The 14,111-nt window shown below is 59.9% G+C and carries 14 protein-coding genes; 8 read left to right on the plus strand and 6 right to left on the minus strand.

Going from position 1 to position 14,111, the window contains the following annotated elements:
• The first annotated feature begins 84 nt into the window (after positions 1–84).
• Positions 85–672 carry a LysE family translocator gene (locus CAG02_RS28810; RefSeq protein WP_085708621.1) on the plus strand — a complete coding sequence of 196 codons (588 nt, stop codon included), beginning with the start codon at positions 85–87 and terminating at the stop codon, positions 670–672.
• Positions 673–729: 57 nt separating this feature from the next.
• On the opposite strand, the gene CAG02_RS28815 is transcribed toward CAG02_RS28810, so the two are convergent.
• Complete coding sequence (locus CAG02_RS28815; RefSeq protein WP_085708620.1) at positions 730–4,395, minus strand: hypothetical protein; 3,666 nt, start codon at positions 4,393–4,395, stop codon at positions 730–732.
• 590 nt (positions 4,396–4,985) lie between these two features.
• On the opposite strand from CAG02_RS28815, the gene CAG02_RS28820 reads away from it, so the two are divergent.
• On the plus strand, positions 4,986–5,357 hold the full coding sequence (locus CAG02_RS28820; protein ID WP_085708619.1) for a DUF6124 family protein: 372 nt from the start codon (positions 4,986–4,988) through the stop codon (positions 5,355–5,357).
• Positions 5,358–5,398: 41 nt separating this feature from the next.
• Here CAG02_RS28820 and CAG02_RS28825 read toward each other — a convergent pair whose 3' ends face one another.
• Entirely contained in the window at positions 5,399–6,229 is an 831-nt protein-coding gene (locus CAG02_RS28825) for an AraC family transcriptional regulator (RefSeq protein WP_085708618.1), read from the minus strand.
• A 35-nt stretch (positions 6,230–6,264) separates the two neighbouring features.
• Entirely contained in the window at positions 6,265–6,768 is a 504-nt protein-coding gene (locus CAG02_RS28830) for a VOC family protein (protein WP_085708617.1), read from the minus strand.
• A 262-nt stretch (positions 6,769–7,030) separates the two neighbouring features.
• Between CAG02_RS28830 and CAG02_RS28835 the strand changes: the two genes are divergently transcribed.
• Both CAG02_RS28835 and CAG02_RS28840 read left to right on the plus strand, forming a co-directional pair.
• Positions 7,031–7,279, plus strand: coding sequence for a transmembrane sensor/regulator PpyR (locus tag CAG02_RS28835; protein ID WP_085708616.1), 249 nt, complete (start codon positions 7,031–7,033; stop codon positions 7,277–7,279).
• A gap of 1 nt (position 7,280) precedes the next feature.
• Positions 7,281–8,435 (plus strand): NnrS family protein, encoded by a 1,155-nt coding sequence (locus CAG02_RS28840; protein WP_085708615.1) that lies wholly within the window; start codon positions 7,281–7,283, stop codon positions 8,433–8,435.
• Between the two features lie 5 nt (positions 8,436–8,440).
• Here CAG02_RS28840 and CAG02_RS28845 read toward each other — a convergent pair whose 3' ends face one another.
• Both CAG02_RS28845 and CAG02_RS28850 read right to left on the minus strand, forming a co-directional pair.
• Positions 8,441–9,112: a bifunctional 2-polyprenyl-6-hydroxyphenol methylase/3-demethylubiquinol 3-O-methyltransferase UbiG gene (locus CAG02_RS28845; RefSeq protein WP_085708614.1), complete on the minus strand. Its 672-nt coding sequence runs from the start codon at positions 9,110–9,112 to the stop codon at positions 8,441–8,443.
• Between the two features lie 37 nt (positions 9,113–9,149).
• Positions 9,150–10,298 (minus strand): GGDEF domain-containing protein, encoded by a 1,149-nt coding sequence (locus CAG02_RS28850; RefSeq protein WP_085708613.1) that lies wholly within the window; start codon positions 10,296–10,298, stop codon positions 9,150–9,152.
• Positions 10,299–10,405: 107 nt separating this feature from the next.
• On the opposite strand from CAG02_RS28850, the gene CAG02_RS28855 reads away from it, so the two are divergent.
• Complete coding sequence (locus tag CAG02_RS28855; protein WP_085708612.1) at positions 10,406–10,798, plus strand: GFA family protein; 393 nt, start codon at positions 10,406–10,408, stop codon at positions 10,796–10,798.
• Positions 10,799–10,836: 38 nt separating this feature from the next.
• On the opposite strand, the gene CAG02_RS28860 is transcribed toward CAG02_RS28855, so the two are convergent.
• Positions 10,837–11,667 carry an alpha/beta fold hydrolase gene (locus CAG02_RS28860; protein ID WP_085708611.1) on the minus strand — a complete coding sequence of 277 codons (831 nt, stop codon included), beginning with the start codon at positions 11,665–11,667 and terminating at the stop codon, positions 10,837–10,839.
• Positions 11,668–11,894: 227 nt separating this feature from the next.
• Here CAG02_RS28860 and CAG02_RS28865 point away from each other — a divergent pair, with 227 nt between their 5' ends.
• The 3 genes from CAG02_RS28865 (at position 11,895) to CAG02_RS28875 (ending at position 14,099) form a co-directional block, all read left to right on the plus strand.
• Entirely contained in the window at positions 11,895–12,827 is a 933-nt protein-coding gene (locus tag CAG02_RS28865; protein WP_085708610.1) for an acetoacetate decarboxylase, read from the plus strand.
• Positions 12,824–13,507 (plus strand): type 1 glutamine amidotransferase domain-containing protein, encoded by a 684-nt coding sequence (locus CAG02_RS28870; RefSeq protein ID WP_085708609.1) that lies wholly within the window; start codon positions 12,824–12,826, stop codon positions 13,505–13,507. Before CAG02_RS28865 ends, CAG02_RS28870 begins: the two co-directional genes overlap by 4 nt.
• Before the next feature lie 136 nt (positions 13,508–13,643).
• Entirely contained in the window at positions 13,644–14,099 is a 456-nt protein-coding gene (locus CAG02_RS28875) for a (2Fe-2S)-binding protein (RefSeq protein ID WP_085708608.1), read from the plus strand.
• The last annotated feature ends 12 nt before the right edge of the window (positions 14,100–14,111 follow it).

A 14,111-nucleotide genomic window follows, 5' to 3' on the forward strand; every position in this document is an offset into this window, starting at 1 on the left:
CTCGGGGGTAATTTCATTCAATACCGAAGGGCAGGGCGCTGGTTACCGTGAGCGCCTTGTTCCTCGATTTGAAGCAGGTGTGCGATGAGTCTGATTGTGTCGATGGCGGCGTTTGCCCTGGCCGCGTCCATTACCCCGGGGCCGGTGAATATCGTGGCGTTGAGTTCGGGGGCGCAGTTCGGCTTTCGTGCCAGTCAGCGGCATGTGACTGGGGCGACGCTGGGGTTTGTGTTGTTGCTGGTGTTGATGGGACTCGGTCTTCACGAAGTGTTGAAACTGTGGCCGGCGCTGACCCGTGTGGTGCAACTGGCCGGGGTGGCGTTTCTGCTGTTCATGGCCTGGAAACTGGCTACCGATAACGGCCAGTTGAATGCGGGAGAATCGGGCAGGGCGCCGTCGATGCTCTATGGCGCGGTGATGCAATGGCTCAACCCCAAGGCCTGGCTGGCCTGCGTGGCGGGGATGGGGGCGTTTGTCGCCGATGGCGAGGCACGGCTGGTGTGGCAGTTTGCGGCGGTGTATCTGGTGATCTGTTATCTGTCGGTGGGGTGTTGGGTGTATGCCGGCACGTTCTTGCGTGGCTTTCTGCACAATCCGGCGGGAATGCGCTTGTTCAACCGGGTGATGGCGTTGCTGTTGGCAGTGAGTGCGGTGTACTTGTTGCTGCCCTGATCCGTACCCCGGCGGGCAAGGTACGGACCTGCTTGCAATCAGCTCAATCGGGCATCGTCAGAAAATACCGTTGAGCTCCCTGAATACGTGGGGTGGCATGGCCGTGAATCGGTTGTTGCGCAACTGACTGATCGAGTACAGCGCACTGGCAGTGCGGCCGTTGCCATCACCGAAACCCTGGAAGCCGACCACTGCCCCCAGCACCTGTTTATCAAAGTGCGGATGGCTTGGGTCCAGGTTCTTCAAATGCTGTTCGAGTAACGCGAACCCGGTCGGGCTGCTTCCATACTTGGTAGGGGCACCGGCATCGCGCACTTTGCCGACGGCCTCCGGTACGAGTCTGCGATGGATTTCCCTGATCACATTCGGGTCGGTCAAGGACGCCGTGTTTGAGCTGTATTCGCGCAGCACGCCAAGGACATTGTCGAAGTCATTACCGCTGGAACTCGAGCCTTTCAACATCCAGGCCGTCGCTCGTTGTGATGGATCGGTGTAGCCCAGGGGATTGAAGAGTGCTTCGGGCATCACGTCGTTGTACGGCGCCTTGCCCAGGTCCAGGTTCAGTACGTCTTGTTGATAGCCCTTCATGTAACGGGCTTTTTTGCTTTCCAGCTCGTAAAGGACTTCCAGTGTTTCGGCGTAGTTCTGCGCCGTGTTGCGCACATCGTTGAGTTGGACCGGGTGGCCCTTGATAAACGCTTGCGTCAGTTCGTCCATTGCCTGTCGGCCGATCAGTGACTCCAGGTCACCGGCCTGTTTCGATTGAAGCGCTGTTTCCTTGACGGCGTTATTCGCCAGGTGCCGCCATTCCGTTTCGCCAACCTTTGCAGGCAGCTTGAAGTGCTGGTCGCTCAAATGGGCGACAACTTGCTGCACAGTCTCGAGGGTATCGTTTTTCAGCAATGCCCGTGCGTGGGGTACCGTGTCCAGGGACATCCGTACCTGTGCAGCCGAACCCGTGTGGTCAATGGCCTTGAGCAGGTCGTAGCTATTGGCACCCGTCAGATAACGCAAATGCTGATGGGGTTTGCGCAGGGCCCCGACGAGATGACCGCCGAGTTTCGAAGCGCCGCGACCGATCAGCTTGCCACCGCTCTTGATCAGCCCGGGGAGCCCGCTCAACGGGTTGAACAAGCTCAGTGTCGTACTGGCAAGTACCCGGGACCCCGCAAGCAGCCGGGTAGCCAGGGACGAGGCCTTGCTGGCGGTCAGCGCGATTTTGGCGGGCACGGCTGCAAAGGACATCACCAGGACTGCGGCGTCAACGATGCAATCGAGAATGGCCGGGCCCTGCTTTTTGGGGTTGCCCGAGGAGAGCCCTTCCACGCAGCTCTTGAACGGAATGATCATGTTGAGAATGGCATTGAAAATGGCGTCGGTCTTTTCAATGGCTCGCTCCCGGTCGCTTTGATGCAGGCCCAGCTGGTGTATTTCGCTGTGCGTCAAATGTGGTTTTTTTTCGGCCACCAGTCTGCCCAGCGCCGTTTTGCGAGGCGAACGCAGGAGTGTTGTCGGAAAGTCCGGATCCGAGTCTGCGCCAGATGCGCGCAGTTGGCCGATCTTGCGCACGAACAGCCGGGATTTGATGCCGCTTCTCGGTGCCATGTTCTGTAGATAGGCCTGGAGGTCGACTGGCACATTTTCCAGTTTTTTCAAATCGGCGAATTGTGTGTCGAGTTTGAAGTAGTCACCTGAAACGAGAGGGGCGAAAAAGTCCTCGAGTTCAGGGGCTTCACGACACGCCATCCGCAGGGGAAACAATTCGAAGCAGGCAACTCTGTTGTGCAGGCACTGGGCACAGAGAATAACGCCGTAACGACCGGTTTCTCCGGGCAGTTCCGCCGCAGGAATCGTAACACCCGGACGACCGGATGGAGACTCAGCCCGATAGGCTATCTTCTGTACGCTGTACAGACCGATGGCACCATATTCGATCTCCGGTAAAAGTTGTGGCGAAAGTTGCGAAAGTGCAAATTCAATATTGTTCGCCAGTGCGCCGGTGATGTTGTCGAAGTATCTCCAGACTTCCGGGTCGTAAAGTTCGGCAACAGGAAACAGATGTTCCAGTTCCGGAAATGACTCGTAAATACTCTGGCCTCTGACACGGTCCCAGTCCCGCGTGTGAAGTTCATCCCCCAGGTACAGATCCAGTACGGATACCTTGCGTCCGCTGCCGCCACCGCTACCCCGGTGCTTGACCAAAGTCTCATCCGGGTCGCATTCGGGATACCGATGGTTCAGTTCTTTCAGTGCCAGTTGTCGACGGTCGGGGAGAGCGCTGCTCAAGGCTTCGACGGCACTCAGCATCTTGTCCGTGTAGCGTGCATATTCGTCGCAGGCGTGCCTGATGGCCGTTTCGTCGACGGTATTGTCACTGTTGCGGGAAATGACCTTGTTCATCAGTGCCCAGGTCACCACCGGATCGACCGAAAGAGGCGCCTGCATGGCTGCCAGTTGCGGCATCGCCCTGACCGACTGGCCAAACCCCATCAGATGCTGATAGGTCATGTCGCGGGAGACGCCCGGAACCAGCGACTCGACCAGATGGAGCGTCTGGCAGCCCATCACCCACGCCGGCGTTCCCATGCGCAGCTCGGCCGGCCAGTGCGCAAACTGATATTCCGGAGCCATGCCACCCAGTACCCATTGTGCGACCAGAGGGGCAAGCAACTCGTTCAGTTGCAGCGTTTCGACCAGATGTCTTTCCAGTCGCGTCCGCACCTGGGCCGGATGCAGGTGCAGGAAATCACTGGCATAAAGATCGAATCCTGCGAAGCGGGTGGACGCGATGTCCAGTTCCGGGTCGAGGTCCAGCAGCATGGCGGCAATCAGCAATTGCTCGATGAGTTCCCGTGGCGGCGGTTTGGCGGCATCGGCAAACCACCCCAGCGCATCGATGTATTCCCGAGCCTCCCCGGAAGCCCAGACGGCAATTTCCGTCAGTCGCTGCAAACGGTAGCTGTTGCTGGTTTGCAGGGTGTCTGGCGAAGCACTTTCCAGCAACAGGTGGTTGCCGAAGGCGGTTACCAGAGGCATTTCCCCACCCGTGTAGGCCTCGGTGACTTGCCCGATGATGGCGCGATTTTCTTCATCGAGCTCGTAAGGAGAATCGGCCGGAGCGTCCAGCACTTGCCAGTAATTTGCAAACCTGGGCGCGTCAGGCAGCCTTGAGAAATGCAACAGATCGATCAGTGCCCGCGTCTCCTCTTCATTGACCGGAAGGTGCAGTTGCTGGAAGCGCAGCCATTGGCCGACGAGCAGGGTTCCCCCCGTCGTTATCCAGCCGCCGCACAGACTGGCGATACGGGCCAGCGCGGTCAGTTCTTCGCTGAAACCCGCCAGGCCGGCGACGTCCGGGGTGATGTCTCGCGGCGACACATACCGTGTTGTGGGTACGTTTGTGTTGCCGGCGAGATTGGGAAAGGAAAAATAAAGACGGCCCGTTTCGTTCACCAGGAAGATCGCGTGTGCGGGAATCGAGCGCCATTCGCGAATCTCGGAAAAACCGGAGCGCCGAAGCAGAATCGACAAGGACACACTGGCGCTACGATGGGCTCCGGAAAACAGGGAGCCATCCACGATGGGGCCCTGGATACGATCCCACTCCCAGGCAAGTTGCTCTACAGCGAATGGACTTTCAATAAAGTGAGTGAGCGTGTCGGCAATACTCTGCTTTTGTTGTTCATCTAAATCAATCTCCGGTTTTGAAATGTCTGTTTGCATTGAATAAGCTCGGCTTGAAAAGAATGAGTGGGAGGGCGCCGAGATTAAATGAGCGATCGAAAAAGTGTTCTTGAAGTTGTGTGTGAAAGTGTTTTTTAGAATTGGCGGAGAGTGTGAGAGTTGAAATAAATATATTCTGGATGGTGTAAAAATGCTGATAGTTGGTGATGTTCTGGTGAGGTCTGGATTCTCTTGTTTCATATTGTTTGAAACATGATTTCTGTTTTTGCCGTGAGCGTGCCGGGCCTTGGGTTTAAAGGTGTTTAAGGATGCTTCCGGCAAGCTACAACACCTTGCGCCATTGCCTACGCATCCGCCAGAATCCGCCGGCTTGTGGGCCTTGGGGCCGGGTTCTATCGTGTGTCGGTCGCTGACGAATCAGCGACCGGACTTGACCGTCCGACTCAATCAAGGCGCCAGCGTGCCGTTTTCGTTCAGCTCTCGTGGCTGTTCGTGTTATGGCGGTTGTGCGCGGGATACCTTCGGGTATGCCGGGTTCCTTGATTCCCGGTCGGTCAACCCGCGTACAGCTGCCACCTGTTTCGATTGACCGCGAACGGTTGCAGCTCCGTCTATCAAGGAGCTTCACCATGATCAAACCAACGCCAAACCCACCCGAAACCGACCCGACCTCGCCTTACGAAACCCTCGACTCCAAGAAACTCCACGAAGCCGCCGAACGCGCCCTCGATCACTACCTCAATCCGTTCCATCCCAGAAAACCGCTGCTCAAACCCAATACCCGCTACCTCATCGCCCCCGGCATCCCGAATGAAGAACTGCTGGCCGACGCCTGCGAAACCCTGACCTCCGCCAAAACCATGGCCAGCGACTTCGCCGGGATGATCGATGCGCCGCAGCGGCATGTGCTGCTGGGCATTGGGCAACTGATCATGCTGGCGGAACTGGCGGTAAATCGGGTGCTGGATAATCTGGACGTGGCGGCTGAACCTCGTGTCTGAGTGCTGAAACCGAAACGGCCCATTGCGGGCCGTTTCTGCTTTTAGCCCCGATACTGCCCCGGCGTAGCCGCCAGATGCTGTTTGAACGCCCGCTGAAAATGCGCCTGATCGGCAAATCCCGCCTCCAGCGCCACGTCCGCAATCAACTGCCCGCGCCGCAAACACTCACGGGCAAACTGAATGCGCTGGTTGACCAGAAACGCGTGGGGCGTCATGCCGAAGTGCTGTTTGAAGGCGCGGATCAGGTAGGACGGTGAAAGCTCGGCAGCAGCGCAGATGTCGTCGAGGCTGAGCAGGTCGGTGCAGTGCCGGCGGATGAAGTCGGCGGCGCGTTCGAGTTTGAAGTTCGGTTCGCGCAACGGTTGTTCGATGGGGTTCAGGCGCAGTTGCAGGTCGCTGAAAAACTCCACCGCTGCGCTCTGTTTGCGCAGCACGTCTTGCTGATCGTCGACCAATATCGCGTACAACGCATTCAAGTCGTCAAACAGGCGAACGTCATTCAAATGGGTATCGGAAAACCGCCGAAACTCAAGCTCCGCACTAAAGCCCAACTGATGTTGCAGATCCGTCAGCCACGGCGTTTCCACATACAGCATCAGGTACGACCACGGCTGATCGTCGATCGGGTTGCAGGCGTGCACATCCCCCGGATTCATCAGCACCACGGTGCCGGCCGCCACTTCGAACGAGGATTGCTCATGCACGTAAGTGCTGCGCCCGGCAGTGATCGCACCGATGGAAAAGTGCGCGTGGGAATGCCGTGAATAGCAGACCTCACGCCCATCGGCGATGGCCCGTGCTTCGATGAAGGGCAGGGCGTCGTCGCGCCAGAAGCGCGGGGCTTGTTCGGGGTTCTTGGCGGCAACTTTCATTGTTGGGGTTCTCGGCAGGCCAGTGCCCGAGTGTATTAGCTCTGGCCGGCGAAGGCTCGCTCCAGTTCGGCGATGTCGAGTTTTTTCATCCCGAGCATGGCCTGCATCGCCCGTTGGGCCTTGGTCTGGTCGGCGTCGGTCATCATGTGCATGAAGGCCACCGGGACGATCTGCCAGGACACGCCGAACTTGTCCTTGAGCCAGCCGCATTGCTGCGCCTCCACCGGGCCGCCGGCGCTGAGGTTGCCCCAGAAATGGTCGACTTCTTCCTGGTTCTGGCAGTTGACCTGAAACGAAATCGCCTCATTGAACTTGAACATCGGCCCGCCGTTGAGGCCGGTGAATGTCTGGCCATCGAGTTCGAAACTGACGGTCATCACCGAGCCTTCGGGGCGGCCGTGAAACTCCTGGCCGGCCTTGCCGTAGTGGGTGACGGCGGTGATTTTCGAGTGGTCGAAGATCGAGCAGTAAAACTTCGCCGCCGCCTCGGCCTGATCGTCGAACCACAGGCAGGGCGTCAGTTTTTGAAAGCGTTGCATGGCAGTCTTCCTCGGCAGGTTGGACACGCTGGATTAAGAGCTTAGCCAGTCTGTGCCCGGCTGGCGGTGCCGCGGATCGATGGTTGGATGCAATGAAGATGGAGTGTAGTCGTATTGACCTTTGCGTTTGTCAAAATGACTCCTTCGTGTTTGTGTCAAATTGACTCGTTGTTTCGCAACTGACTGATATTGCTTGGCTAATCATCTGGCACGCAAGTTGAAGTGTCTTGCGTACAAACCGATCCGCTCAGGAGTACGAAACATGTTCACTTTCTTCGAGAATCCGCTGAACGTTCTGCACCTGTCGAGCAAAGTGCTCGTCGCCGGTCTGGTCATGTTGCTGGCCGGGATCTATGGCGCTTATCTGTATCAGGGCCACATGCCGATAGCGCTGTTGGTGGCGATGCATGCCATGACCATCGTCGGCCCGACGCTGATCAAGATCGGTTACGTCATGCGGTTGCTGTCGCAATATCGACTGGCCCGGTTCCCTGTCATGGCGGTGGCCTGAGATGCGCAGACTCGCCGCCGCGCCTGTGTTCAGCCTGGGTTTTCGGCCGCTGTTTCTGGCCGGTGCCGGATTCGCCGCAATGGCGATCCTGGTCTGGGGTTTGTGGCTTTACGGCCACTGGTTCGACCTGCAACCGGCGGGCGGCATGCTCGCATGGCATCGGCATGAAATGCCGTTCGGTTTCGCGGCGGCGATTGTTGCCGGGTTTCTGCTGACGGCGGTGCCCAACTGGACCGGGATTCCTGGCGTGCGCGGCGGGGCGTTGATTGCGTTGGTTTCGGTCTGGCTTCTCGGGCGTATGGCGTGGTGGATGCCGTTGCCCGGTGGATTGATTCTCGCGTTGCAATGGGCCTTTCTGCCCTTGCTGGCGGTGCTGCTGGCACGGGATCTGATCGCTGCGGGCAAACGCGACAACTACCCGATTGTGCTGGTGCTCGGGCTGATGGCCGGTTGTCAGGCGCTGACCTTGATCGGCCTGTTCAACGACTACACCGGTTTGCAACGACAAGGCGTACTGGGTGCGTTGTGGCTGATTGCAGCACTGATGACCGTGATCGGCGGACGGGTGATTCCCTTTTTCATTCAGCGCGGTTTGAACCGTCCGCCCGCACCGGCCATCCATCCGTTGCCCACGCGATTACTGTTGATTGGCAGTCTGCTGACGGCGATCACGTTTGCGGCGGGTCTAAACGACTCACCCCGGCAGTGGCTGGCAGCGCTGTTTGCGCTCACCGGCAGTTTGCAAATACTGCGGCTGATCCGCTGGCATGATCGCGGGATGTGGCGGGTGCCGCTGCTCTGGTCGTTGTACCTGGCTTACGCCTGGATGGCGCTGGCGACCTGGGCCATGGCGGCGTGGCATCTGGGGCTGCTCGGCCAGCAAAGTCTGGCAACCCATGCGCTGGCCGTTGGTGGTGTCGGCGGCTTGATTCTGGCGATGATTGCGCGGGTCAGTCTCGGTCACACCGGCCGGTTGTTGCAACCGCCGAAAGCCGTGGTGCTGGGGTTTGCACTGGTGTTGATCGCGGCGGGTTGCCGGGTGTTGCTGGTGCCGTTTTCCAGTCTGGGGCTTGGGTTGTCCGTGGTGCTCTGGTGCGCGGCTTTTGTTTTGTTTTTAAGGCATTACACCGCGATCCTGCTCAAACCGAGGCTGTAGCTTTTTCAGCCGCGCCGCTCGGCAATCATCAACAACGACTGCGGCACGGGGCTTTGCGGATGTTGCGGCTCGCGCAGGCTGGTCAACTGAAACCCGGCCATGTCCAGCGCATTCAGCCAACTGGACAAGGTGCGGAAATACCACGGCATCGGCTGCCACTGGCCTTTGAATCCGTTGAAGGTCTCTTCCCGCCAGCCATCCTGATAATCGCCGGCGGCCACCGACCATGGATGCAGCGTCTGGATCACCAGCGCGCCGCCGGGCACGAGCAGGGTGTTCATGGCGGCGAGCAGCGGGATGATGTCCTGATGCAGCAAGGAGAAGTTGGCGCAGATCAGGTCATAGTCGCAGCCGATGTCGACTTTCGCTTCCACCAGATCTTCATAGCTGGCGACATACACGGGAGACGATCCCGCCGCTTGTGCTGCCTCGACCAGTGTCGCGTCACCGTCCACGCCAACCGCTTCGATCCCGCGTTCCACCAGCGCCCGCAACAGCCAGCCTTCGCCGCATCCCAGATCGAGCACGCGCTCTGGCTGGCGCCCCATCACCGCCAGCAGCATGGCCTGATCGGTCACTTGCTGGCGGCTTTCGATGGCGCCGCTGCGGATGGTTTCGGTCCAGGCTTGAGCGTTGTGGCTCCAGCTCTGGAGGAGGGTGGACTCAGGCGAGGACATGGCGAACTCCGAGGATGCGGGTGCAGGCAAGGATAGGTCAGGTGCAGTCCGCCAGACGAATCCGGTTGCGTCCGCCGCGCTTGGATTCGTAGAGCGCGCTGTCACCCTGTTCGATCAATGCCGCGAGGCTGGCCGGCGGCTGGTCGAAGACCTTGGCGCCAATGCTCAGGGTGACGGCTTCAGGCGTGATGTAGGCCTGCGCAGTCATCGCCTGAAACTGCTCACGCAGCTCGCTGCCCAGCACCATGATCTGTTCGTGGGAAGCATCACCCAGCAACATGACGAATTCGTCACCGCCCAGCCTGGCCGCCAGTGCGCCCTGAGGCAGCTGCGAGCGGATCATTTCGCTGAGCGAAATCAGCAGGCGGTCGCCGGCTGTGTGGCCATACAGATCGTTGATCAGTTTGAAGTTATCGATGTCGATCAGCAGCAGGGCGCCGGGGCGGGCGCTGGAGACTTCCCCGAGCAGGCGCGGCGCGCGGACTTCGAGGGCGCGGCGGTTGTACAGCGCGGTCAGCGGATCCCGGGCGGCCAGTTCGGCAATCTGCTTTTCCCGGCGGTAGCGCTCGGTACCGGTCATCGACAGCGCGATCAGCATGATTGCCATCGCGCCTTCGACCAGAGATATCTGGATGATCGTGCCGCGAAACGCCGCCAGGTCGATCAGCGTGCCCGGGAGCACCGCCGTAATTGCCTTGGCAAAATAAAACAGCCCGTGAATCAACAGCACATAACGCAGTTGCACGGCGCCAATGCTCAATGATTTGCCGTGAGGGCGCAGCAGCAGACTGGCCCGCAGCATCAGCACGGCAACCAGCAGCGAGTTGGCCACCAGCATGGTCTTCGACCACGACGGATCTTCCGGTAACAGCAGCAACGCCAGCCAAACGAGGAACATCAAGTACCAGGCTCGCGACAACGACCGTTGGGTAAACCGCGCGACGCCCAGCAGGAACAACCAGTGCGCAACGACCAGCAAACCGTTGGCGAACCAGATGCCGATCAGCGGATAACCGTTGGCGCGCAGCAGGGCCAGGCTCGAGCCGACGGTGATGGTGGCGAAACCGGCACTCCAGAACAGCAACGAGGATTCGCGGATGCTGCGCCATTCGACCGCCAGGTAAAGGGCGGCCGCCGCTGCCAGGGCGGTGGAAATGGTCAACATCGTAAGGGGGTCGAGCGCCATGAAGGGAGTGGTCTGTCTGAATGGTGGTAATGGGCCACGATTGTAAGCGTTCCCCCAGTGCGCTGCTATTTTCACTCACCGGATATTCCATTTGCGGGAGGTGTGCCATGGATCGACTGACCGGCGGTTGTCTGTGCGGCGCGGTGCGGATCGAAACGACGGGCCGACCCTGGCGGGTTGGCGTTTGCCATTGTCTGGATTGCCGCAAACATCACGGCGCGCTGTTTGCGTCGGCGGCGATCTTTCCGGCGGAGGCGGTGACCATAACCGGCGAAACCCGTGACTACGACGGGCGGTTTTTCTGCCCGCGCTGTGGATCGTCGGTGTTCGGGCGCAGTGGTGATGAAATCGAGGTCAGTCTGGGTGCGCTGGATGCGCCCGATCAGTTGCAGCCGACTTATGAACTCTGGACGGTGCGTCGCGAGTCGTGGCTGCCCGCGTTTCCATTGGCCAGACACTATGTGGGTAATCGCGAGGGGGCGGGAAGAGCCGAAGAGTAGCCGGGGTCAGGTATGGCGCCTGACCCCGGCCAATAAAGTCAGCCGCGAATAAAGGCCAGCAGATCGGCGTTGATCGTCGGTGCTTCGGTGGTCGGCATGCCGTGAGGGAAGCCCGGATAAATCTTCAGCGTGCTGTTTTTCAGCAGTTTGGCGGAGAGCACACCGGAATCTTCATACGGAACGATCTGGTCGTCATCGCCGTGCATCACCAGCACAGGAATCGAAATGCCTTTCAGGTCTTCGGTGAAGTCGGTCTGCGAGAAAGCGACGATCCCGTCATAGTGCGCCTTGGCGCCGCCCATCATGCCCTGACGCCACCAGTTGAGGACGACGGGTTCCGAGGGCTTGGCCCCCGGCCGGTTGTAGCCATAGAACGGGCCGGCCGGCACATCGTGATAGAACTGCGCACGATTGGCTGCCAGTTGGGCCTGAAGATCGTCGAACACAGACTTCGGCAGACCACCCGGATTGCTTTCGGTTTTCACCATCAGCGGCGGCACAGCGCTGATGATCGCGGCTTTGGAGACCCGATCCTCGCCATGTCGGGCGATGTAGTGAATCACCTCGCCGCCACCGGTGGAGTGGCCGACATGCACGGCTTTCTGCGTTCCCAGATGATTGACCACCGCCGCCACGTCGTCGGCGTAGTGATCCATGTCGTGGCCGTCCCAGACCTGGCTCGAGCGCCCGTGACCCCGTCGGTCGTGGGCCACCACCCGGAAGCCCTGAGCAAGGAAGAACAGCATCTGCGCATCCCAATCGTCCGAGCTCAGCGGCCAGCCGTGATGGAAGTGGATCACCGGAGCGTCTTTCGGGCCCCAGTCCTTGTAGAAGATTTCGACGCCGTCTTTCGTTGTGACATAGCCCATGTTCGCTACTCCTGAAAAATGCGGAACGGAAACGTGAAGGGGGGAAGACAAGCGTTATGAACTCTAGGATTGAAGTGCACTTTAAGGTCAAGCAAGTTCCGAACGGTCATCGCTGGCGTGAATGGTAGGCCATAGCCGTTGTGCGCTTGACCTTAAAGTTTGGTTGAACCTTAGAGTGGCGCTGACCGGCCACCTGCCGGGCCACTCATCGAGAAAGGTCAGCGAACATGAGCAAGCGCTTTACAAAAGTCGAATTCGGATCGCACAAGGTCGAGGTGCTGGAGGGCGGTTACTACGACCGTTTCCGCATGAACCCCAACCTCGACGAAGTGGCCCGGGACAAGGCCGCCGGCAACATCGACTTTTTCCGGCGCATTCCCAAGCAGCAGGTGGCGTCCCGAGTCGGACCGACCTGGGCGCCGAACTTCTATTACCGATCCGGCAACGTGCAGCTGCTGTTCCTCGCACCGCTGGACCGCTTGCGCGCCACGTTGCCGGCGCCGCTTGAGCCGCTGCGGGCGTTTCCCGGTTATGGGCTGGTGGCGCTGACGTTTTTCTCCTACTCGGTTTGCGACAACGATCCGTACGACGAAGTCTCCGTGGCGATCGTCGTGCGTCGCCCCGGCGCCCGTGGCTCCCACGCGCTGGAATTGATGGACGCCATGCGCCGACGCAGCTTCACCGCCCATGTGCTGGCGCTGCCGGTAAACACCGAAATCGCCCGGGTGCGCGGCGTGCACGGCTATCAACTGCCCAAATGGCGCGCCGACATCAACGTGAACATCGGCACCAGCGTCAGCGCCCGCATTGACGGGCCCAAGGGCCTGCCGGATCTGGTCCTGAAAGCGCCGCTGCCGACTCTGAAAAACGTCACACCGCAATCACGCATGAGCACCGCCACCATGATTCATCAGGTCGATGGCCTGTGGCATCAGAGCGTGGTGCAGAGCAACACACTATCCTTTGCCCAACGCCTGTTTCCCCGCGATGTGCAGCTGGATCGCAATGGCGGGCCACTGAGCCAGTTGCTCGACGGCCTCGGGGCTATGCGGATTCTGCGTCTGGACGTGATCAAGGACGCCCAGATCGTGCTCAACCTGCCGGTGCCGCTGGCGGCGTTCGGTCAGGCTGGTGTTACTCCAAGAGAAGCTGCCAAATGACTCGTCGAATCCTGCACGTCGTGACCAATGTCGCCCACTATGCCGACCCGACCGATCCCACCGGGCTATGGCTCGGGGAGTTGACCCATGCCTGGCAGGTGTTCGCGGAAAAAGGCTTCGAGCAGCGGCTGGTCAGCCCCAAGGGCGGACAGAGTCCATTGGAACCTCGGGCACTGAAATGGCCGATGCTCGACCGCTCGGCCAAGGCCTGGTTGAACGATCCGGCGAGCATGGCGCTGCTGGCGAACACCGCCAGCCCGGAGCAGATCGACAGCGCGGATTTCGATGCCATCTACTTCACTGGCGGGCACGCAGTGATGTGGGACTTTCCCGATGACCCCGGCCTGCAACGGCTGACCCAGGAGATCTTCGAGCGCGGCGGAATCGTTTCGTCGGTCTGTCATGGTTATTGCGGGTTGCTCAACACGCGGCTGTCGGACGGCAGCCTGCTGGTGGCGGGGCGCAAGGTCACCGGTTATTCGTGGATGGAAGAAGTGCTGGCCGGTGTCGCGAAAAAAGTACCGTACGACTCGGAACAGCAGATGAAGGATCGCGGAGCGCGCTACGAAAAGGCGTTTCTGCCGTTCACCTCCAATGTAGTGACCGACGGCAAACTGGTGACCGGACAGAACCCGCAATCGGCCAAAGCCACGGCGCAACAAGTCGCCGCGATGCTGTAGATCCATGACCGGTGGTCGCGGCGGCTGGTCGTCGGGGCAAAATGCGCTTAGCTGAAAGGGATAAGCCGAGGCGTGCACGGCATCGAATGCTGTCGCAACGCCCCTTCAGAACACCGTGAGTCTGAGGAAATCCCCGATGCTGACCTTGAACATCAATGGCAAGGATCAGGAGCTCGATGTCCCCGCGGACATGCCGTTGCTCTGGGTTCTGCGCGATGTCGCGCACCTGACCGGCACCAAGTTCGGTTGTGGCATGGCCCAGTGCGGGGCCTGCACCGTGCACGTCGATGGCGCGCCGTTACGATCCTGCATCACGCCGGCCACCGCCGTCGCCCATGGCCAGAAAATCCTCACCATCGAAGGCCTGTCGACCGATGGTTCGCACCCGGTGCAACAGGCCTGGGCGGAGCTGGACGTGGTGCAGTGCGGTTACTGCCAGTCCGGGCAGATCATGTCCGCCGCCGCGTTGCTGGCGAAAATCCCCAAACCCACCGACAGCGACATCGATCAGGCGCTCTCCGGCAATATCTGCCGCTGCGGCACTTATCCAAGAATCCGCGCGGCGGTCAAACGTGCCGCCGACATCGGCTGAGCGAGGGGAGGT

The sequence above is a fragment of the Pseudomonas sp. R43(2017) genome, assembly GCF_002112345.1.
GTDB classification, from domain to species: Bacteria; Pseudomonadota; Gammaproteobacteria; order Pseudomonadales; family Pseudomonadaceae; genus Aquipseudomonas; species Aquipseudomonas kribbensis.

Bases quoted from the DNA above. Each gene is read 5' to 3' on its own strand.
- CAG02_RS28830 (WP_085708617.1), bottom strand. From the start codon at position 6,768: ATGCAACGCTTTCAAAAACTGACGCCCTGCCTGTGGTTCGACGATCAG.
- CAG02_RS28865 (WP_085708610.1), top strand. From the start codon at position 11,895: ATGAGCAAGCGCTTTACAAAAGTCGAATTCGGATCGCACAAGGTCGAG.
- CAG02_RS28810 (WP_085708621.1), top strand. From the start codon at position 85: ATGAGTCTGATTGTGTCGATGGCGGCGTTTGCCCTGGCCGCGTCCATT.
- CAG02_RS28855 (WP_085708612.1), top strand. From the start codon at position 10,406: ATGGATCGACTGACCGGCGGTTGTCTGTGCGGCGCGGTGCGGATCGAA.
- CAG02_RS28815 (WP_085708620.1), bottom strand. From the start codon at position 4,395: ATGCAAACAGACATTTCAAAACCGGAGATTGATTTAGATGAACAACAA.
- CAG02_RS28875 (WP_085708608.1), top strand. From the start codon at position 13,644: ATGCTGACCTTGAACATCAATGGCAAGGATCAGGAGCTCGATGTCCCC.
- CAG02_RS28840 (WP_085708615.1), top strand. From the start codon at position 7,281: ATGCGCAGACTCGCCGCCGCGCCTGTGTTCAGCCTGGGTTTTCGGCCG.
- CAG02_RS28860 (WP_085708611.1), bottom strand. From the start codon at position 11,667: ATGGGCTATGTCACAACGAAAGACGGCGTCGAAATCTTCTACAAGGAC.
- CAG02_RS28825 (WP_085708618.1), bottom strand. From the start codon at position 6,229: ATGAAAGTTGCCGCCAAGAACCCCGAACAAGCCCCGCGCTTCTGGCGC.
- CAG02_RS28820 (WP_085708619.1), top strand. From the start codon at position 4,986: ATGATCAAACCAACGCCAAACCCACCCGAAACCGACCCGACCTCGCCT.
- CAG02_RS28850 (WP_085708613.1), bottom strand. From the start codon at position 10,298: ATGGCGCTCGACCCCCTTACGATGTTGACCATTTCCACCGCCCTGGCA.
- CAG02_RS28835 (WP_085708616.1), top strand. From the start codon at position 7,031: ATGTTCACTTTCTTCGAGAATCCGCTGAACGTTCTGCACCTGTCGAGC.
- CAG02_RS28845 (WP_085708614.1), bottom strand. From the start codon at position 9,112: ATGTCCTCGCCTGAGTCCACCCTCCTCCAGAGCTGGAGCCACAACGCT.
- CAG02_RS28870 (WP_085708609.1), top strand. From the start codon at position 12,824: ATGACTCGTCGAATCCTGCACGTCGTGACCAATGTCGCCCACTATGCC.